This is a genomic window from Paenibacillus sp. 7541, assembly GCF_002276395.1.
GTDB classification, from domain to species: Bacteria; Bacillota; Bacilli; order Paenibacillales; family Paenibacillaceae; genus Paenibacillus_AQ; species Paenibacillus_AQ campinasensis.
The window spans coordinates 18,197-38,327 of record NZ_NQLZ01000036.1 but is presented as its reverse complement, the minus strand read 5'-3'; the positions used below and the strand labels follow the sequence as shown (position 1 = coordinate 38,327).

Annotated in this window: 21 protein-coding genes, 1 pseudogene and 1 other annotated feature; of the genes and pseudogenes, 12 read left to right on the top strand and 10 right to left on the bottom strand. The window is 51.6% G+C overall.

Translation table 11 applies throughout. The features are described from left to right. The first annotated feature begins 5 nt into the window (after window positions 1-5). From CHH75_RS20425 to CHH75_RS20410, 4 genes are read left to right on the top strand one after another with little or no spacing between them, the layout of a single operon-like run. Window positions 6-299 (top strand): MTH1187 family thiamine-binding protein, encoded by a 294-nt coding sequence (locus CHH75_RS20425; protein WP_095268045.1) that lies wholly within the window; start codon window positions 6-8, stop codon window positions 297-299. Further along, window positions 296-1,051, top strand: coding sequence for an ABC transporter permease (locus CHH75_RS20420; protein WP_095399059.1), 756 nt, complete (start codon window positions 296-298; stop codon window positions 1,049-1,051). Before CHH75_RS20425 ends, CHH75_RS20420 begins: the two co-directional genes overlap by 4 nt. Window positions 1,052-1,103: 52 nt before the next feature. Then, the gene (locus tag CHH75_RS20415; RefSeq protein ID WP_230875599.1) at window positions 1,104-1,973 is read left to right on the top strand and encodes an ABC transporter ATP-binding protein; all 870 of its coding nucleotides are present in this window, start codon (window positions 1,104-1,106) and stop codon (window positions 1,971-1,973) included. 39 nt (window positions 1,974-2,012) lie between these two features. Continuing rightward, window positions 2,013-2,837 (top strand): TatD family hydrolase, encoded by an 825-nt coding sequence (locus CHH75_RS20410; protein WP_095399058.1) that lies wholly within the window; start codon window positions 2,013-2,015, stop codon window positions 2,835-2,837. A 23-nt stretch (window positions 2,838-2,860) separates the two neighbouring features. Here CHH75_RS20410 and CHH75_RS20405 read toward each other — a convergent pair whose 3' ends face one another. The 3 genes from CHH75_RS20405 to CHH75_RS20400 form a co-directional block, all read right to left on the bottom strand. Then, window positions 2,861-3,037: an aspartyl-phosphate phosphatase Spo0E family protein gene (locus tag CHH75_RS20405; RefSeq protein WP_095268042.1), complete on the bottom strand. Its 177-nt coding sequence runs from the start codon at window positions 3,035-3,037 to the stop codon at window positions 2,861-2,863. Between the two features lie 176 nt (window positions 3,038-3,213). Then, complete coding sequence (locus CHH75_RS25410) at window positions 3,214-3,342, bottom strand: hypothetical protein (protein WP_255223087.1); 129 nt, start codon at window positions 3,340-3,342, stop codon at window positions 3,214-3,216. A gap of 3 nt (window positions 3,343-3,345) precedes the next feature. Then, window positions 3,346-4,707, bottom strand: coding sequence for a helix-turn-helix domain-containing protein (locus tag CHH75_RS20400; protein WP_095268041.1), 1,362 nt, complete (start codon window positions 4,705-4,707; stop codon window positions 3,346-3,348). 330 nt (window positions 4,708-5,037) lie between these two features. On the opposite strand from CHH75_RS20400, the pseudogene CHH75_RS25405 reads away from it, so the two are divergent. Then, window positions 5,038-5,204: pseudogene (locus CHH75_RS25405) on the top strand (IS256 family transposase); the annotation flags it as partial. 681 nt (window positions 5,205-5,885) lie between these two features. On the opposite strand, the gene CHH75_RS25400 reads toward CHH75_RS25405, so the two are convergent. Together CHH75_RS25400 and CHH75_RS25395 are read right to left on the bottom strand one after the other, a co-directional pair. Continuing rightward, window positions 5,886-6,050, bottom strand: a complete 165-nt coding sequence (locus tag CHH75_RS25400) for a hypothetical protein (protein WP_230875598.1) — start codon at window positions 6,048-6,050, stop codon at window positions 5,886-5,888. A gap of 15 nt (window positions 6,051-6,065) precedes the next feature. Then, entirely contained in the window at window positions 6,066-6,371 is a 306-nt protein-coding gene (locus tag CHH75_RS25395; RefSeq protein WP_095399056.1) for a helix-turn-helix domain-containing protein, read from the bottom strand. A gap of 247 nt (window positions 6,372-6,618) precedes the next feature. On the opposite strand from CHH75_RS25395, the gene CHH75_RS20380 reads away from it, so the two are divergent. Further along, window positions 6,619-7,140: a cysteine hydrolase family protein gene (locus CHH75_RS20380; RefSeq protein ID WP_095399055.1), complete on the top strand. Its 522-nt coding sequence runs from the start codon at window positions 6,619-6,621 to the stop codon at window positions 7,138-7,140. A gap of 152 nt (window positions 7,141-7,292) precedes the next feature. Here CHH75_RS20380 and nfsA read toward each other — a convergent pair whose 3' ends face one another. Continuing rightward, window positions 7,293-8,033: an oxygen-insensitive NADPH nitroreductase gene (gene nfsA, locus CHH75_RS20375; protein WP_095264574.1), complete on the bottom strand. Its 741-nt coding sequence runs from the start codon at window positions 8,031-8,033 to the stop codon at window positions 7,293-7,295. Window positions 8,034-8,458: 425 nt separating this feature from the next. Next, a complete protein-coding gene (locus tag CHH75_RS20370) occupies window positions 8,459-8,662 on the bottom strand; it encodes a copper ion binding protein (RefSeq protein ID WP_095264573.1) in 204 nt (67 codons plus the stop codon). A gap of 311 nt (window positions 8,663-8,973) precedes the next feature. Between CHH75_RS20370 and CHH75_RS20365 the strand changes: the two genes are divergently transcribed. The 6 genes from CHH75_RS20365 to CHH75_RS20340 all read left to right on the top strand — a co-directional run bounded on the left by CHH75_RS20365 (window position 8,974) and on the right by CHH75_RS20340 (window position 16,407). Next, the gene (locus tag CHH75_RS20365) at window positions 8,974-9,597 is read left to right on the top strand and encodes a DUF5317 domain-containing protein (RefSeq protein ID WP_095399054.1); all 624 of its coding nucleotides are present in this window, start codon (window positions 8,974-8,976) and stop codon (window positions 9,595-9,597) included. 265 nt (window positions 9,598-9,862) lie between these two features. Continuing rightward, window positions 9,863-11,704 carry a bifunctional diguanylate cyclase/phosphohydrolase gene (locus tag CHH75_RS20360; protein ID WP_095264571.1) on the top strand — a complete coding sequence of 614 codons (1,842 nt, stop codon included), beginning with the start codon at window positions 9,863-9,865 and terminating at the stop codon, window positions 11,702-11,704. A 76-nt stretch (window positions 11,705-11,780) separates the two neighbouring features. Continuing rightward, complete coding sequence (locus CHH75_RS20355; protein WP_095264570.1) at window positions 11,781-12,011, top strand: hypothetical protein; 231 nt, start codon at window positions 11,781-11,783, stop codon at window positions 12,009-12,011. Between the two features lie 186 nt (window positions 12,012-12,197). Then, window positions 12,198-13,298: an ArnT family glycosyltransferase gene (locus CHH75_RS20350; RefSeq protein ID WP_230875597.1), complete on the top strand. Its 1,101-nt coding sequence runs from the start codon at window positions 12,198-12,200 to the stop codon at window positions 13,296-13,298. A gap of 94 nt (window positions 13,299-13,392) precedes the next feature. Beyond that, window positions 13,393-14,175 (top strand): ankyrin repeat domain-containing protein, encoded by a 783-nt coding sequence (locus CHH75_RS20345; RefSeq protein WP_095399053.1) that lies wholly within the window; start codon window positions 13,393-13,395, stop codon window positions 14,173-14,175. 99 nt (window positions 14,176-14,274) lie between these two features. Then, window positions 14,275-16,407 (top strand): ATP-dependent helicase, encoded by a 2,133-nt coding sequence (locus CHH75_RS20340; RefSeq protein WP_095264567.1) that lies wholly within the window; start codon window positions 14,275-14,277, stop codon window positions 16,405-16,407. A gap of 177 nt (window positions 16,408-16,584) precedes the next feature. Here the strand turns inward: CHH75_RS20340 and CHH75_RS20335 are convergent, their stop codons facing one another. From CHH75_RS20335 to CHH75_RS20325, 3 genes are all read right to left on the bottom strand, one after another. Continuing rightward, window positions 16,585-17,040, bottom strand: a complete 456-nt coding sequence (locus CHH75_RS20335; protein WP_095399052.1) for a GNAT family N-acetyltransferase — start codon at window positions 17,038-17,040, stop codon at window positions 16,585-16,587. A 161-nt stretch (window positions 17,041-17,201) separates the two neighbouring features. After that, complete coding sequence (gene asd, locus CHH75_RS20330) at window positions 17,202-18,287, bottom strand: aspartate-semialdehyde dehydrogenase (protein ID WP_095264565.1); 1,086 nt, start codon at window positions 18,285-18,287, stop codon at window positions 17,202-17,204. A gap of 202 nt (window positions 18,288-18,489) precedes the next feature. Continuing rightward, window positions 18,490-18,752, bottom strand: a binding site (T-box leader). Between the two features lie 115 nt (window positions 18,753-18,867). Then, a complete protein-coding gene (locus tag CHH75_RS20325; protein WP_255223089.1) occupies window positions 18,868-20,067 on the bottom strand; it encodes a hypothetical protein in 1,200 nt (399 codons plus the stop codon). Between the last annotated feature and the right edge of the window lie 64 nt (window positions 20,068-20,131).

Here is a 20,131-nt window from a genome sequence, read left to right as displayed (position 1 = left end):
TGCTCATGGCCAACACACTGTTAAGCATTCAAGTCATCCCGAAGACACCGGACGGCGGGGACAGCATCCCCTATGTCGACGAGGCGATCAAGGTCATCCAGGAATCGGGCGTCAAATATGAGGTGCACCCGCTGGAGACGACGATGGAGGGCGAGCTGTCCGAACTGCTGCAAATTGTCGAACGGATGCATGAAGCGCTCGTCAAGGCAGGCAGCCCAGGCATTATATCTCAAGTCAAAATCGCACACTATCCAGACGGCATCAGTATGGACAAGCTAACGGAGAAATACCGTCCATGAGAAGCTGGTGGAGCTTGATATGGCCGCCCGTGGGGGCGGTCCTATTCTTTTTGGTGCTGTGGCAGGGCGCCGTGTGGCTGTGGGATATTGAACCGTATATTCTACCTGCCCCTTCATCCATCGGGCTTGAGATGGTATCCGGCTCACCAGTGCTGCTGAATCATACGCTGGCCACCCTGCGGCTGACCCTGATCGGCTTCCTGATCGGAACAGGCACCGGCATTGTCATTTCCCTGGCGCTGCATCTTATTCCAATGCTTCGAAAGGCACTGTATCCGCTGCTTATTCTCAGTCAGAATGTGCCTACCATCGCGCTGGCCCCGCTGCTCATGATCTGGTTCGGGTTCGGGATGCTGCCCAAAATCATTGTCATCACCCTCGTCTGCTTCTTCCCCGTAGCGGTGGCTGCCCTGGACGGGCTGGCCCGGACAGACCGGACGATGTTGAATTATATGAAGATGACCGGGGCGGGCACCTGGCAAATCTTCACCAAGCTGGAGCTGCCTCACGCCCTCCCTTCGATCTTCTCGGGGCTACGGATCGCCGCCACCTATTCGGTCATGGGCGCGGTCATTGGCGAGTGGATCGGAGCTGACCGGGGCATCGGCTACTATATGATGCTGCAGAGAGCCGGCTACCGCACCGACCGGGTCTTCGTTGCCATTCTGATCATCGTGCTGCTCAGCCTGCTGATGGTGGCGCTGATCGCCCTGTTGGAAAAACGGCTCATTCGCTGGAGCCGCAAGTCATGAAGCCGGCGGGAAGCCCAGTCACTTACATGTCTATAGAAAGGAGATCCACCGCATGCGTGTGAACAACATGAACGACACCCCTTCTAGCTCCCCGGAGTTATCCGGGACATCCACCCCGGCACGGTCTGACTCTACGGATAATCCCGCACTTGAGGTCCGTCATATTCGCAAGGCGTTTCGTCAGCGGCGCGGGGAGATGCAGGTGCTGGACGATCTGTCGCTCGCTGTACAGCCAGGAGAATTCGTCTCCATTATCGGTCCCTCCGGCAGCGGAAAAAGCACGTTGTTCCACATCATCGGCGGGCTGATGCCTCCGGGTGCCGGTTCTGTTCATATGGACGGCCGGGACGTAACGGGCCAGAAGGGCCTCATCGCCTACATGCCCCAGCAGCCCGCACTGTTTCCGTGGCGTACGGTCGAAGACAACGTCATGCTGCCCGAGGAGCTTCGCGGCGTATCCAAAACGCAGGCGCGGGCGAATGCGCGCCAATGGATCGAGCGGGCCGGGCTCGGCGGCTTCGAGAAGGCCTACCCGCATACGCTCTCCGGCGGCATGCAGCAGCGGGCCTCCTTCCTGCGCGCCCTGATGAGCCCGCAGGAGGTCATGTGCCTTGACGAGCCGTTCAGCGCCCTGGATGCGCTGACCCGGAGCGAGATGCAGCACTGGCTGCTGGACATCTGGGAGGATACGAGACGCTCTGTGCTGATGATCACGCACCATATCGAGGAAGCGCTGCTGCTCTCCGACAGCATTTATATATTGTCAGCCCGGCCGGGCACCGTGCTCCAGAAGATCGAGGTGCCGTTCCCCCGCCCAAGGCGGGAGGATATCTTAACCGATCCTGCGTTCCTGGCACTTAAGTCAGACATCTCGTCCATCATGCGACAGGAACAGCAGAAGAGGCAGCAGGTCTCGACGTGACGGGTCTCTTCAGAAATAGAAGCCGAAGGGAATGAGAATATGAGTTCAATCGTGAACCACAAGGGTGGCGGCCCCCTCGCTCCATTGATCGACACGCATATACATCTGGACAGCTACCCGGAAGATATCGGCCTTGCCATTGCGGCCGACCTGGCGAACAGCGAGGTGCAGTCCGTTATCAGCGTGTCGATGAACCTGCCTTCCTGCAAGCGGAATCTGGAGCTGGCTCGCCTGTATAACGGCGGGATCAGACCGGCATTCGGCTATCACCCTGAGCAGCCGCTCCCGTCTGCGACAGAGATTCAGGAACTGCTGCAATGGATGGAGGTCCATAGCGAGGAGATGGTCGCCGTAGGAGAGGTCGGGCTTCCCTACTACACCAGGCTTGAAGCAGCTACCCGAGGCGAAGCATGGGATGATCAGCCCTATGTGGAGTTGCTGGAGACGTTCATTGCGTTTGCCGCAAAGCACAAAAAGCCCGTCATCCTCCATGCGGTCTACGAGGATGCGGAGATGGCCTGCGATCTGCTTGAGCGATACAGCCACCCGCTTGCCCATTTCCACTGGTTCAAGGGAGCGGAGAAGACGCTGCAGCGTATGGCCGAACAAGGCTACTATATCTCCTTCACCCCCGACATTGTATATGAGGAGGAGATCCGCCGCATTGCGCTTGGGTATCCGGAGCATCTGGTCATGTCGGAAACAGACGGCCCCTGGCCGTTCGAAGGCCCCTTCACCGGGCAAACGACCCATCCGCGCATGACGTCGAGCGTGGCCAGCGCCTGGGCCGAGCTGCGCGGGATACCGCTTCTACAGGCCCGCAAGCAGCTGTATGACAATGCCGCCAGGCTATACGGCATATAAGCATGTTCAGAGCAGTTTAGGGCTTACTTGGCAGCAGAGCTTGTGCTCTTCAAGCTTATGAAATATTGATTGATCAGTTCATCAAGCAGCACGGACTGCCGCAGCACGACCGGATGGTTGAAGTCCCGGTAATGTCGTTTCATCTGATGCAGTTTGCTTCTTTCTTGCTCAATGGTATATTGAATCCTCGCCGTGTTCATTATGAATAGCCTCCTTATACAAGGGATTTTATACTTTAATGTAAAATTATAGAATAATAGAGTTATGGCATCAGGAACTAAGACAAAAAAAGGGGCGTCTCCGAATAACGGAGACGCCTGAAGTGGTTTAATCTGAAGCTAGCTATCTATGTATCTATTTGAGTATCGATTAAGTATCAACCAAAACCAAAACCATGACTCAATGGCTTAATTTGACCAGGATCGGCATCCACTGAAGTGACTGGCAGTTGAACAGAGAACACGATCAACACAGAAAAGAGTAATAAAGACAGTTTCTTTTTCATGTTTTACTGAACCTCCCTTATTAGTTTCTGGTATTGATTTATGTCGTTTTTGTCAGCTTTTACACGATATTGCTCGAATAATGCTACACTTTTAATTATATTGCTTTTATTATTAATCGCAATAGAAAAATCCAAACTTTGTAAAAGAATTTCAATTCCTTCTCTTTTTCCATTTCTTAAGTGGTACATAGCTACTTCAACTAATAGGCGAGCATATTCATCTGCGTAAACCTGTTGATTGTACTCCCCAAACAGCTCTTTAAATTTCTCATAAGAGAGATAGACAGAAAACTGGTTGATATATGGATCTACATTCCAATTATGCCGATTCGCAGCTTCGATTATATATAAAAAAGCTTTGAGCTTATAGCTATCGACACCTTGAGCAACAATATACTTTACATACTCCGGCAGCACGTCATAGTGCCCCGTCATTAACCGACATATATATAAGTCAGCCTTTGCCCATTCTTGAAATTGCTCTATGATTGCCTGCACTTCGGAGGACTTCTCCTGTATCCAATCTCCATCTGAATACATCTGTATATAGTGTTTCATTCCCTCATAATCCCCGTTATGCTCACATACGGTAGAGCGGATTAAATAAGAATATAAGATATAATAATATACAGGCTTCTCCGGTGATCGGCTCCCTTCTTGAGGCTTCTGACGACGAAGTTGGTTCTGATTATACAAAATTGTTGCAATTCTGTGCATCTCCTTCGCCATCATATCAACCTTATCCCAGCGATGAAGAGAACCGTATACATGCGCCAAATGCTTGTAAGCATCTAGCTGATACTCCTGATCCAAGCGGTCTACATAACCTTCAAACAGCGTTGCCGCTCTCAGATTCGCATCCTGATCGTTCCCAATCGAAATCAAGAACAGTCTGTACTGGCATATGGCCAGCCGTTCGGAATGCTGATATTTCTCGCTTGTGCTCACATGCTTGTACAATATGGCAGCGGCCGCCTTTTTTCCTTGGTGGAACAGTTCTTCTGCTGTCTCAAACAGCATCGGTGTGTAGGCAAGATTGTCAAGCAACGTAGTAACCACACGTTCAATACAATCCAGGCGATCCGTGTCGGCACAGCGAAACAGAAACGGTCTTAATCTTCTCCAGGTTGGTGTCCCGTTAAAGAAACATTCCTCGATGTACATCTCATAGAAATGATCCGTAGGAAGGTTCAGACCGGATGTAATTCGCTCAAGCTGCCCCATAGAGATCGGCTGCTTCTGACTAAGAATTCTGCTGAGTGTTCCGGAGTTCACACCGGATATATTCGCAAATCGGTTGATGTTCATCCCGTTCTGCTCAATGTAATCTTCTATGTGATCTCGAATCGTCGTTTTTTGCGCCATATTTCCACACCCTCTTCCATATACCAATAAATAGGAAAATATTATAATCTATTCTAAGTTATAATATTACAGCGGTCAATAAAGACGAAAAACTAGAATCCGCCCCTGCCCCCGGGATAAATCTAGAAGTATTAAAACACTTCCCCTAAGAAAAGAACAGTCAGCGATTGTCAAAATCAAAAACCGGACCCTAGGGTAACTATCCCTGCGAATCCGGTTTACTGTTCCAATGGAATATAGAGGCCTATGTCTTTCTTCGCTCCGGTCTCAGCTTCCGCGCTCCCATTCGGGTTTCGGTTAAATAGTATTTGGTTAGCTCGCTCAAAAACTCCTGAGATCCGCAAACTCATCTACACCACAAATATGATTGAGAAACGCTCTATCTGGCCACGATAGATGTGACACGCAAATGGACAGGCCTCGTCCAAAACTGGGGACAGATGCTGCTCCAGCTTTCGGTCTTCTTTCCGGATCGGGTCAGCAACTACTTACGTTGAATGCAATTGATAGCGCCTTAAGAAGTAACTTTTTCAACCTTTAATTTTTAGTTTGAGCCCTTTTTAAATTAAAAAATTTTAATAGCAGAGCAACAAAAAAAATAAAAGTTATCATCGCAAAATATGAACTCAGACCATTCAACCATGTATATTTTTCAATTAAGAAAAACAATTCTGTTATATTCTCTTTAGAGGACACTGAGAGTTTACTTGATAAATTTTCGATTTTGAAGATGCTCCAAATTGCAATTGATGCTAACAAAAGATCTGTCAACAAAATAACAATAATGGAAATTTTAATATTTCGTTTGTTCGAAATAAACTCATTTATATGTTCTGAATATATCCAGAAAGCAATAATAAAAAGCATAACTAAAAGAAATTTAACTAAAGAAGGGAAACTCGTTATGTAAATTATACTGATCACAAAAAAAGAAAAAACAATAAGCAATATTCCATTTTTCACATTAATCACCATACTTTTTGCTCATCATTCTAAATGAATCTGAAATAATTGCAAGAGTAATTTAATTATTTCCATGTTCATCTCTCTCCATTAATTCAATAAAAAAATCATACGTTTCTTTTGAAAGATCCATATCATAATATTTCAATGTAGAATCGTTGCTCGTTCTTCTATTTTACGGAGAGAGAAAAGTGTGTCTCTTTAACATTTAAAGGTCAATTTAACAAGCGATACTGGCATAAAGCCAGCCGCTCGGAGTGCTGATACTTCTCACTCTCGCTAACCAGTTCATACAGCAGAGCTGCTGCCGATTTACTGCCGCGATGATACAAAGCCTCGGCAACCTCGAACAGCTTTGGAACATAACTTAGATTGTCCAAGAGATATCGTGCTGCCTAATCGATGCAATCCAGCCGGCCAAGCTCTGCGCAGCGGAGCAGAAACGGGTGCAGCCTCCTCCAAGAAGAAGCGGAATAATAGAGACATTCGTCAATGTATAAATGAAAGAAATAGTCTTCAGGCAGATTCATGCCAGATGTAATTCGCTCCAGTTGCCCCATCGATATGGACTGCTTATGGTTGATAATTCTGCTAATAGTTCCTGAATTCAAACCTGTCCTGTTAGCAAACTGATTGATCGTCATCCCATTGCACTGCAAGTACTGTGCCAAATGATCGCGAATTGTAGCTGCTGCCTCCATAGGCCGCACCTCCTGACATTACATACAACTTGCTTTCATAGTAAGTAAATATATGGAATCGATCAATAGAAATCTACTTTCTTCCAAAGCTCAGGTTGTCAAAGCATGCGAAAAGAGCTAACTTATTGATAAGGAGTGAGCATCCATATTGAATATAAAGCCGATTCCGTGGTTCATATCGCTTCTCATGATCGGATGAGCTCCAAAAGCGACAGTATTATTAATTTAATGGATAAGGAGATATACGATGACACAACAGGCACTGCTCGTCATTGATGTTCAAAACGGAATGTTCCAGGAAGGAAATGCCGTATACAACGGAGATCAGCTGCTGCACCATGTGAATGAGCTATTAGCTAAAGCGCGTTCCAAGAACATTCCTGTCATCTACGTCCAGCATCAAGAGGCAGCCGGAGAACCTCTGGAATACGGAACCAGGGACTGGGAAATCCACCCTGATATCGCGCCTGCCCCGGATGACATCATCATTCATAAGAAAACGCCGGACTCTTTCCTTCATACTCCACTGGATGAGGAACTCAAGAAGCTTGGCATTGAGCATGTCATTCTCACGGGAATCCAGAGCGATCTCTGTGTGGATACCACCTGCAGAAGAGCATTCAGCATGGGATACAAAGTGACTTTAGCCTCGGATGCGCACAGTACGTGGGGCCATGAAGATATGACGGCAGCTCAAATTATCAGGCATCACAATGAAGTGCTGCGCTGGTTTGCCCGGGTCTGCCCAAGCGAGGAAATTGTGTTCTGATTCCACAATAAAACCGGACGGCAAGGAGGCCACCTCCTTGAATCCGTCCGGTTTCTTTCGTTCACATAAAGCAAGCTTCTCTTGCTCAGCCTCAGCGGCGGCGAAAGGCCTGCTGCCCATCCATCCGCCCGTTTACCTTGCTTCATCCCACATTACCGCTTCATAAACCCTTTCTGCTTCAGAAAATCCTGCATATGCAGTCTGACAGGCTCTGCGAGCCGCTTGGCCATCAACTGGGACCACGGCGCGGTGTTCGCACCATTCGTGCGCTCGGCCAAATAGGCCGAGGAGATCTCGTCATACGTCTTCACTTCCGCAAGCGCCCCCGGATCATAGCGATCCCGATGGAGCACCGCTGGCTGAGGAAGCCGCGGACGAAGTCCCGGTTCCTGGTCCGGATAGCCGAGGCACATGCCGAACACCGGGTAGACAAGCTCCGGCAGCTCCAGCAGCTCCGAGGCTTCGGCAATCGCATTGCGAATTCCGCCGATGTACACGATTCCCATGCCGAGCGACTCGGCGGCAACTGCTGCATTCTGCGCAGCCAGGGCGGCGTCCACCGTCGCCACAATGAAGTTCTCCGTCGAATCTTCATATGTCGGGCTGTCCCCCAGATGCGGCTCCGCACTCTTTTTCAACCGATACAGGTCCGCGCACCATACTAGGAATACCGGGCATTCCACGATATAGGCCTGATTTCCAGCCAGTCTGGACAGCGCCTGCTTCTTATCCGAATCCGTCACCGCAATCACGGTATAGGCCTGCACGTTGCTGGAGGTGGATGCCATTTGCCCCGCGGCCACAACAGCAGCCAGCTGCTCCTCGCTCACCGGCTTGTCCGAATATTTGCGGATCGACCGATGATTCATCAGTAATGCCAGCGTCTCATTCATCGCCAAACTTCCTCCTTCACCATATCACATTTCATATTGTAACAAGGGACACCTGCCGCGCAGGTGATTGTATCTTGCTCTTTGACTTACTCATTTATTATGAAACGCGGGCCCCGCTAGTGCAACTTCCCGCATCTGTCGGAAAGGGCTTTCATATTTCCTGCGCGCCCGGACCCATAGAACTAGGAACGCTGAGCTGCCCCTCCCTCCCCGCCACGTTCCGGAGAACAAAAGCCCCCAAACCGCCATAGAGTCCATGACGTCTTGTTCGTTCCGGGCAAGCCCAAAATAAAATATACTCTGCACTCCCCTGCCCAGCAGAAAGGATCGGAGCTTAAAAAAACGGTGCAAAAAAACCGGCTCGCAGGATCAGCCACGGCCGGTTCATATGTCGAAAACTGGAGTTGTTGATAAATGTCGAAATATCAGGAAACGACGTCGTAGCCTTGTTCTTCGATAGCTTCCTTGAGCGAATCCAGACTCAGCTTCGACTCGTCGTACTCTACGGTTACCGTCCCCGCTGCCAGATCGACCTTGCCGGTTGCCCCCGCTTCCTTCAATGCGCCTTCAACGGAAGCTACACAGTGATTACAAGACATCCCTTCCACAGTCAATGTCACCTGTTGCATGATGGTTTCCTCCTTGTTTCAATGATTTAAGCTACTCCCACTGTACTATACCCCCCATAGGTATGTCAAAAGAAACAAGGACTATAGACTGCCTGTTTCTGAATTCTAAAAACACGAAAAAAGTAGGAAGATTTATCCTTTGTCCATGATATAATGATACATAAATCGCTAGATTTCTTGCTGATTATCCATTTTTTATAATTTTACCCTATCGAAATCCATCTCTATAATCGGATGCTGCTGCAGGAATTGCAAACCCGTTGTCGAACCTTCTATAACGAACACATGAAAGTTGAAAGTAGGAATCGATTATGGTCTTTGACGGCATTATTCTTGGATTATTTGTCGGATTGATCCGAGGCGGCCTCCGCCACGGCTTGCAGCAATTCAGCAGAATTCGCCTTAAGGGCGGCTTCATCTTCCCGATCCTTCTGATCGTACAGCTGCTGATCTTCCGATTCCAAGACAATTACGACTGGCTTGCATTAGCTAGTGGCTATGTTTTTATGCTGATTTACATTTTTGGCATGCTGTTTCTCTGGCTGAACAGAGAGCAGAAAGGCTTCTCCAGCATTCTGGCTGGTGTATTTCTGAATTTTCTGGTTATGGCTGTCAATGGTGGCAGAATGCCCGTATCCATCCAAGCCGTCGAAGCGGTCCTTGATCCGTATTATGTGGAAATCTTGCGCAACGGCTCGACCGTTACCAAGCACTATTTAATGGATGCTTCTACACGCCTGGCCTTTCTTGGTGACATTATCCCTCTGGCTCCGCCCTATCCAAGAAGACAGGTGATCAGCATCGGGGACATCATTATGAATATCGGCATCTTTATCTACATCGTGAACCTGATGACATCCGGCAAGAATGCCGCTGCAAAGACGCTGAGCCGAACCCCTGATCGCTCTGAACATGCTGAACCACAAAATTTATAATACATCATACCAAGTTGAAGGGAGGGAAATACGAATGAAAAAGCTTGACCAGATTAAATATTCCCGCATTGTCATCAATGCGATCATCGTGGCTTCCGTAGTCATCGCACTGACTTCCGGTTACAGATTGGGAGGCGCAATGTGATCCAGGAAGAAACAGGCTGGTCTCTCAGCCTGTTTTTTTACGTCTTTAGCGTTGTCTTGCCGCCCAATATACCTTAAAATGTGGAGAAAAACCATTGCACTTTTTGAGGAGAAATCATTTATGTCCATTCTGAAGCGTCCACAAATCGCAGGACAATTGTACTTCGTTTTTATTTCTCTAATGGGCTGTCTGATATTTGTATTCATGCATCGAGGAGAATTTCTCCACTATACCCCATCTCAGTGGGTCTGGGTATATGCAATGCTGGGCGCTGCCATGATTCTGAACTATTTTACGTTTCAGCTCCCTCCCGAAGGGAATTTGCAGTCCATGGATTCTTCGATCTATCTGGCCTGCATCTTTATATATGGTGCCCCTTTCGCCCTGACCATCATTCTGTTTAATACGGTGGCAATGGCGTTATATGACCGGAAAATTCCCGTTTGGAAGCATTTCGTAAATTTTTCGATATACACGCTCATGATTGCCGGCTCTGCGCTGATCTTTCAGGCTGCAGGCGGAATCACCGGGCCTATGGTCAACGACAAGTTCGGCGCTTATCTCGCAGCGCTGCTCGTATATTTCCTTATTAACGTATTCCTCATCGGATTTTACTACTACTTGCTGTACCGTGGATCTTTATATGACATTCTTAAAAATTTCATGAAAGATACCCTGCTCGTCTATTTGAGCACCCTGATTCTCTCACTTGTATTATCCGTGCTTATTGTGCACAACGGCATCTTCGGGCTTGCGCTGTTCATCGGGCTGAGCGTGATGCTCTCCTATTCCTTCAAGCAGCTGTTCAGCATGTACAACGAAGCCCAGGAAAAAGCCATCAAGGATCAGCGCACGGGCTTATACAACCACAGCTATTTCGAAAGCCTGCTGGATGCGGAGATCAAGAAAGCGACCGCTTCGAATACTGCACTATCGCTGGCTATGATCGATATCGATGACTTCAAAAAATACAACGACCAGTTCGGGCATCTGAAAGGCGACATGCTGCTCGGTTTCCTTGGCAGTTTTCTGAAAAAAGAATGCAAGGTTGCGGAAGTGGTCGCTTCCCGCTTCGGCGGCGAGGAATTTACGATTCTGATGCCGGGATACGATGAGAAGCATGCGGGCTTGTTCATCAATCGGCTGCGCAAAAAGCTCAATGACACTTATTTTGACGGTGTAGAGATTTTTCCTTCGGGATGCCTCTCCTTCTCGGCTGGTGTCGCCACGTATCAGGTCGATATTCATGACAAGTCCCAGTTCGTTGATCTGGCGGACCAAGCGCTCTATTATGCCAAGAAGCAGGGGAAGAACATCGTCCATGTTTACGGCAGCGCATCCAAAAAGGAGTCCGAAATCGACTTCACCGAAGATGTGCGGGACATTGAACAACAGCTGAAGCTGTTCCTGTATAAAGACGTTGACACATTCAAGCATTCGAAAAGGGTGTTCCGCTATGCCATGGATATGAGCGAGGTTCTCGGGCTAACGAATACGGAACGGCGCAATTTTGTGCTTGGCGCTCTGATCCATGATATCGGCAAATTGGAGATCCCTTGGGGGATTCTGAATAAAAAGGACAAGCTCACGCCGGCGGAATGGGAAACGGTCAAGCGTCATGTAAGCTGGGGCAAACGCATTGCGGAAACCAACGACAGATTTAAAGAACTGGTGCCGTTTATCGAGCTTCATCACGAGCGTTATGATGGCCATGGATACCCGCATGGCTTCAAGGGCAAACAGATTCCGAAGCTGTGCCGGATGCTGACCATTATCGATTCCTTCGACGCCATGACCACCGAGAGACCGTACCAGAAAACGAAGACGTTCGAGGAAGGCATTGCCGAGCTGCGCCTCTGTGCAGGCACCCAGTTCGATCCCGAGCTCGTCGAGCTGTTCATCGCTTATATCGAGCAGCGCAGTTTGGAGCGTCAGGAGCCTGCTGCCGGTGCGGAAGTGTAATCATCTGCTTCCCCCATGTTTGAGCCGCCTCAAAAAAAGGTATAAAGGTAGTATCAACGGTAAATGAGGTGAGATCATGGCTGAGCATAAGAAGGATCTTCCACTGGATAACGGGCCGGGCAACCGGGACCATCCGGAACAGTACCCGACTGAGAAGGAAAGCCTGTTTGACAAATTTGAGAGCGAGCAGCACGTCGATCCGATCCCGATGGAGGATGTCATGCTGGAAATGGAAGAAGAACAGCAGCGCGATGGCACTTCCAAGAACCGTTCTTCCAGTCCTGCCAAGTACAACCGCGGCTTCTGAGGATACACAGCCGACCGTGAAAGCGAATCATTCGGGACTCCGTGTAATGCGGAGTCTTTTTATTTTCTTCATTTTTCATTAATATAGAAGAGCGTAATACCATCAGTTCCATAATCGAAATGTCTTCACGATAAAAATAAAGAGTGGAGTGGAGCAACTTTGTTTTCCATATGGACGCTAAACCGAATGCAGCGAAAAATGCTGTTTTCGCTGATTGCTATTGTCCTTTGCATGTCTTTCCTGCTCGTCCTGACCGGCAGAAACAGCAGCTCCTACGATGTCAGCCGGGTCATGGAACAACGCTATATCGACAGCGCGGCATTGATCAGCCATTCCCATAGCAGCGATATCGATCTTGCGACAAGCGTCATGCCCGGTGTGCCTCTCATCATCGCGGGGCTTACCGCCCTCATTGGCAGCACCAGCAAAGCCCTGGTCGCGTACCAGCTGCTACAGTGTCTCCTGCACGCACTGTCGGTGTACCTGGTCTTTGTACTGTCCAGGTATATGTTCAATCCGAGAATCGCCTTTCTGGCCTGCCTGATCTATGCGCTATACTGGCCTGCCTATGGAGCCGTCCGGCTGATCTTGCCTGACATTACGATGCAGGCGTTGATGCTGCTGCTCGTCTGCGCAGTCATCGGCGCGCTTGAGCTGAAACAGGCGGGCTGGTATGTCGTCGCCGGAGCGCTGACTGCATTCATGGCCTGCTACAACCTGCAGGCGCTGCTCTATCCGGTCCTGTTCGTCGCCTTCTGGATCAGATACAGAAGCCCGCTCAAGGTGGTCGCCGGAGGCACGCTGCTGATTCTCGCCGGGTATGTCATCATCATGTCCCCCTGGCTATTGAACATCCCGCTATTGAATAAGTTGAAGGTTCTTCCAGGTCCGTGGAACCTCGCGCCGCTGTGGGTGGAGGCCCGCTATCTCGGCGAGCACACATTCACCCATCTGTACCGCAGCATCTTCGGTGGCCACACGACCCGCTACGCCAGCTCATTCGGGGATGAAGAAGCCCGCCGCGTCATGCAATCGGCGCTCGATGCCGTACGGCTGCTGCTGCTCTATATCGGCGTGGGCGGCATCGTCTGGACCCTTTGGATGTACCGGCTCAAGCGCCAGCTGCCCGTGCTGCTAACGCTGCTGTATTTTCTGGCAGCCGAGTGGATGGTCCCTAGTCTGGACGGAACCGGGTTTCCGTATGCGGTCTTCCTGCTTCTCTATACCGCTTATTTGGCAGACAAGGCCATTCTGTATGCTCATAAGTCCAGGCTGCTGCGCAGCTGACCGATCCCGGTAGAGAATATTTCTCGCACCGGGATTTCTATGTTATGGTATATTATGGATTCCTTATATTCTGAAATAGATGGAGGTTGGTATTGTGAAGAAAAAATGGACGACCGTTCCTAGCTTTGTGCTAGGTGCCGTGGTCGGAACGGCATTAACGGCAGGAACAGCCGTTGGAGCAGCCTATTATTTGAAAGCGGTTCCGTCAGAAATCGCTGTAGTCGTTGACAACGAAGAGGTCAAGCTGTCTGCCCCGCCGGTTGTCATTGATAACAAGCTGTATGTACCGGTTCGTGAGTATTCGAATGCGCTCGGTTATCGGGTCAGTTCCGTCCAGTCCGATCAGATCGGCATAGTGAAAGAGGAGGGCCCAGAGAGCTCTGTTTCAGCCCCAGCATCCGATTCCCCGCCGCCTTCCTCTTCATCCTCGTATTCCCCTTCCGCGCCAAGCAGCCTTTTTGAAAGACAAATCGTGAGTGATTTAGGAGACCGGTTGAAGGTTAACGGTGAAATCATCATCGAGAAGATCTTTCTGATGGTTGCTGCCGGAGAAATTACGCTCGTGTCCAAGGACGAAGCGACAGGCAACGGTCTGCTGCATTACATCATCATGAGTGAGAACGAATCTCTCTACGAACCTGTCGTGAACCTCGACGGACAGGCTGGCAATCTGGATTATAACCTGCGCAATCTGGAGGGGCAGACGCCGCTTCATATGGCCGTTATCCATCAGAGCGACTTCTATCTGGATAAACTGCTGAACGTGCACCAGGTCGATGCCACCATCAAGGATGCGCACGGCAAGACGCCGCTTGATTATGCCGACAAAGGGAGCGCGATCTACGAGAAGCTGGAGAAATATCTCACCTCCCGCTAAGTTCTTCCCTTCCGGCGCATAATCCGTTACACTGGGTAAGCATGTCTTTGAACAGACCTGTACTCTCGATTTACATATCACTTTTGATTGGTGAGTTTCATGACATCTAACCCTTTTTATAAACGCCCATACGGCAGTATTAGCAGAAGCATCCCTTTTGCGAAGCTGGCTTCGAGCGAAACGAGCAGAACCATCCTTCGCGATGACGAGCCGGACGCTTCTTTCTTCCGCGGTCTGGAGTCGGCGGGCCTGCACCTGAACCGGGCGCAGCTGCAGGCCGTTCGGCATCTGAACGGTCCGCTGCTGACCCTGGCCGGAGCCGGATCTGGCAAAACCTCCGTTCTGGTCAGCCGAACGGGCTATTTAATTGCATGCGGGAACGTGGACCCCGCCTCTATTCTGCTCGTGACCTTCTCCTCCAAGGCAGCTGCCGAGATGAAGGAACGGATTCTGTCCCTGCCCGGGCTGAATTCATCCGACGCCAGCAAGGTGACGGCCAGAACTTTTCATTCCTTCTTCCTGTATTTACTGCGTACACGCGGCTACAGGCAGAAAATACTCAGCAGTTCGCGCCATCAGCAATTCATCATCAAGATGATATTGCGGGAGATGGGGCTGCAGGACAGCTATGATGCCGAAACGCTGCTCTCCCTATGGTCCGCTTATCGCATGAATATGGTCGGTCTGGATGAACTGACTGTGAAGACGCCGGCAGAGGTGGAGCAGAAACAGATTTTTGCCCGCTATGAGGCCTGGAAGCAGGAGCATGAGCACATGGATTTTGACGATATTCTGGTCTGGTCCTACCAGCTGCTGTCCACGGACGATCGGCTTCTCTCTTCCTTGCAGCGGCGTTTCCGGTATGTGATGGTGGACGAGTTCCAGGACACGGGGCTGCTGCCTTATGAGCTGCTCAAACGAATCGTAGCCCAGCACCGCAACCTGATGGTGGTCGGGGACGATGATCAGACGATCTACAGCTTCAACGGGGCGCGCAACGAGTTCATTCTCGAGTTTGACCAAACCTTCCCGGGCGCCAGAATCGTCACGCTGGATACCAACTACCGTTCTCTCTCCTCGATTGTCGGGCTCGGCAACGAGCTGATCCGGTTCAATCAGAAGCGCCGTCCGAAACAGCTGCGCTCCACCCGCAAAAGCAGCAGCGTGCCGTTATATGTGCGTCCGGAGGACCCGGACCGGGAAGCCGAGTTGCTGCTGGCCCATATTACAGACCAGGTCAAGGAGCATGGCCGGTCCTTCCGGGATTTCGCCGTGCTGTACCGGACGGGCAATGACAGCCGCGCCTTCTTCGAGCAGCTGGTGATGCGCGAAATTCCGTTCATTCATTACGAGCACACCGAGCTGTTCTACGAGCAGTGGATCGTCAAGCCGGTGATGGATCATCTGCGCCTGTCGCTTCATCGGCGCAATTTCACCGCGATGGAGGGCCTCATCCATACATTGTACATCAACCGCGATGCCGGGATGTCGTTCATTCGCGAGAAGGACGCGCCAAGGCCGAAGAAAGGGCCGCTCGCCCATCTGCTCTCTTATCCGGGGTTGAAGCCCTATCAGATCGAGTCGATCCGGGCAAGATTGAAGCTCATTCGCACGCTCCATGCTCTCGCTCCGGTGGATGCGATCAAGGAGATCCGGCTGCGATTTTACAACAAGTTTCTGGAGGCGGACGAGCGGCAGGAAGCTACGCTGCATAAAGAATTTATTCAGGAGAGTCTGGACGAGCTGGAGGCATCTGCCAAACGATTTGAGCGTGTGGAGGACTTTGTGGAGTTTGTTGACCGCCTGATCGTGGTGCACCGGGAGATGGCAGCCATGAAACGGGATGAAGACGCCGACGCCATCAAGCTGATGACGATTCATAAGTCCAAGGGGCTCGAGTTCCCGTCCGTCTGTCTGATCGGCGCGTCAGAAGGCATACTCCCCCATTCATCAGCGCTCCATGCCGAGAAGCTGGACGATCATCACCCGCTGGCCAGCAAGGAGGAGAAGGCCGCAGCGGCGCTGGAAGAGGAGCGGCGGCTGGCCTATGTGGCGGTTACCCGGGCCAAGGATGAGCTGATCATCAGCTCCCCGGCTTACTGCCGGGGACGCAAGACTGAGGTATCCCGCTTCTTCCGGGATGTCTTCGCCCGGGATGAGCAGCGTGAAGAATCAGCCGCTGCCGTCCGGCAAACGGCTGCTTCCTCCTCGAAAGCCACACTTTCCACCTGACATAGGAAGAGGAAGACCAATAAGCCCAACAGCGATTGCTGTTGGGCTTATTGATTTCATCCCCGGTATAGGTTGATTAACCAAGGGGGCGAACCATCTAGTGGTGAATGAGGCGCCGGGAGAGCTTCGAGGTCGAGGAAGGACCATCAAACTCTAACGGCTGCGGCCCTGCGGCAGCTACAGCACTTTGGTCATAAACACACTGTTCGGGTCCGCTTCATAGTCTGCAAACGGGTCACAATAGGAAAAGCCGAAGCTTTCATACAATCTGCGCGCCGCGTCAAAAGCCTCCATCGAGCCTGTCTCCAGGCTCACCTGACGGTATCCGCGCTGCCGCGCTTCTTCCAGCAGATGGGCGAGCATATGGCGGGCGACACCTTGTCTGCGATGTGCGTGAGCCGTACGCATCGATTTGACCTCGCCATGCTCGCGACCCAGTTCCTTGAGCGCGCCGCAGCCAGCCAGCTCCCCCTCGATCCAGAGGCTCCAGAACGTGACGTCCGGTTTCTTCAGCCCTTCCAGATCAAGGGCATGCACGCTTTCCGGCGGAGAGGTCTCAAACATATGATGCAGGTGCTCGCTAATAAGGGCCCTGATTTCCGGCCCGCTTAAATCATCCCGTCTGATTTCCATGTCATGTTGGCTCCATTCTATTTCATGTCAGGCTGGGCGCCTGCTGTCTTTCCACCACCCTTAGCACCATTATCCCTTTGGTTCAGGGAGAAGCCTGATCAAACGGCATCATCATCATGCTAAGGCTGAGTCTCCGGAAGCGAGTCCGCGTTCCCGCGCCCTTACTTCGGCTGAATGTAACCTTCCGCCTTCAGCAGCTCGGCAATCAATACCGCACCGCCTGCGGCGCCGCGCAGCGTATTGTGCGACAGCCCGACGAATTTGTAATCATACAGCGTATCTTCGCGCAGACGGCCTACCGAGACGCCCATGCCGCGCTCAATGTCGCGGTCCAGCTTCGTCTGCGGTCTGTTCTCTTCCTCGAAATAGGTGATGAACTGCTTCGGTGCGCTTGGCAGCTCCAGCTCCTGCGGTCTTCCTTTAAACTGGCGCCAGCGATCGATAATCTCATCCTTCGTCGGCTTGTTGTCAAACGAGACAAACACGGTCGCCAGATGGCCATCGGTAACCGGAACCCGAATGCATTGGGTCGTGATAATTGGCGAGCTCGCCTTCACAATCTGGCCGTTGTCAATGCTGCCCCAGATGCGCAGCGGCTCCTGCTCACTCTTCTCTTCCTCGCCGCCGATGTACGGAATTACGTTGTCCAGCATTTCAGGCCAGTCGTTGAAGTTCTTCCCGGCCCCGGAAATCGCCTGGTACGTAGAAGCCACCACATTCACCGGCTGATACTCCCGCAGCGCGTGCAGCGCAGGCACATAGCTTTGAATGGAGCAGTTCGGCTTCACCGCAATGAATCCGGTTTTCGTCCCCAGACGCTTGCGCTGCGCTTCAATGACCTCGATATGGCCGGGGTTGATCTCAGGAACGACCATTGGCACGTCCGGCGTCCAGCGGTGAGCCGAGTTGTTGGAGATCACTGGCGTGCCTGTTTTGGCATAAGCCTCTTCCAGCGCTTGAATCTCATTCTTCTTCATATCGACCGCGCAGAAAATAAAGTCAACGCCTTCAGCGACCTCTTCCACCTTGGAAGCATCCTGAACAACGATCGATTTCACGTTCTCCGGAATCGGTGTATCCAGTTTCCATCTGCCTTGAACAGATTCCTCATACGTTTTGCCCGCCGAGCTGCTGCTGGCAGCAATCGCGGTCACTTCAAACCAAGGGTGGCCGTCCAGCAGCTGGACAAACCGCTGCCCCACCATTCCTGTTCCGCCGACAATTCCGGCTTTTAGCTTTTGAGACATATCAGTTCATTCCTTTCCTCTATGTGTATTTCATGATTCGCCTGTTCCTTCAGCTGTTGTTCGTCTGATCCGACTTCGCACGATTCCTTCTACTAGAACACTATTCCGACGGCAAGCCTGCGGTGTGTGTTCTCTCCTGAAGTGTGCTGCATTTTTCCATTTCATGATCCAAATAAAAAAATCCCCCCCCCAAGACCGCGGTCTTAGGGACGAGATCGGATCCTCGTGGTACCACCCCAGATTTGCCAATATGTCACCATATTGACCTCATCGAGTACGGCATTTCTTCAGCAATGCATAATACTCTAGCTCTGTAACAGGAGCTCCTGTCACACCATCCCTGCTCACAGTTCCGATGTGCTGCTCAGAGGCTTTATTCAATAATGAGTTCTTTACTCCTTCCCAGCTGACCGGAGCTCTCTGCAAAAGAAAATCATTATCTACTCATCTCGTCATCGCATTTATTACAATTATAATATACAAGAAAGCCGTCCGGGGCAAACATTTATTTCTGGATATTGCAAAAATATCGGACCGAACCGCTTCCCGCACAGCCGATCAACAGCGCGCATAAAACACCCTATCTTGCTCCATATTCCCCGCCAGGATACAGTGTGGAGTGGGACAGCCGCTTCGGCTGCGGCAGCGGTGTGCCTGACGGCGGGGCTGCCGGATCGATGGGGCTGCTCGCGTAAATGGCCGCGACCGCATCGGTATAGACAATGACCTGCTCTGTCTCCAGCCCAAAGATCGGACCATGAACGACATATCCATCCAGCGGAAACTCGGCCACCACGTTCATAAACCCGTCATACAGCGAGGGATGGACCCCGCCGCCGCGCCGGTAGGCCAGGATGTAATCCGGTGCATCCGCGCTCCAGCGGCTGAGCGTCTCGGCAATGGTGAGCCAGCCGCTCGTCGATCTCGCTTCCTTCCACAGTTCCCGTCCCTGCTCATCCAGCAGGAAGAGCGCATCCTTGCCCTTCAGCCCTTTGCCGTCATCCTCGCGGGTGATCCGGTCGAGCCCGACAATCTGCAAGCCAGGCAGGTCGGTGCGGAACTTACCAAGCGCAATATGCTGGGATTCCACCGAGCCCTCGTACCGCCACAGCTCGCTGCCGTTTCGGTCGTACATCACCGTCACACTGCCGCCGATCACCAGCTCCGGCTCGCCGTCCCCATTGACGTCGCCAACCCAGATGCAATCCGCATGGTCGTCCAGGTTCCGGCAGGACCAGCGCAGCCTGCCGGTGTGATCCAGCAAATCGTAGCCCGCCATAACCTCGTCGTATCCGTCGCCATCCAGATCGTACACCCAGGGGTAGTGGCCGACATTTCCCTTATGTGTCCACAGCACCTCTCCGTCGCGATTCAGCGCCCACATGCGCTCATAACGGTCCTTCAGCAACAGATCCGAGGCATGCGCTTCGCCAGAAAGATTGGCAACGATAATGCAATCATGGGCGTGCGGATCCGGAAGCAGAAATGACGATTTCACACGCCCGGTGGCGCCATCGAGCATTTGCAGTCGGCCATCCATGACGCAGAGCACCTCCAGCGCGCCGTCTCCGTCAATGTCGTAGATTTGCGCCGGGTAATCCGAGCCCGGGCTGCCGGCCGTTTCGCTCGGCGTCCCGTGCTGCCACAGCTGGCGGCCGCTCAAGTCATAAGCCGTCAGGCACTGCACCTGATGCGGAATATACCGCACATCCTGTCGGTCGTCCGGCTGGACCAGCAGCATCTCCATCCGCCCGTCTCCGTTCAGGTCTCCCAGCAGCATTTTGCATCTGGGCCCGGCGGCGGATATATCCACCTTGGCAATCTCGTAGACTTCCTTCACCTAG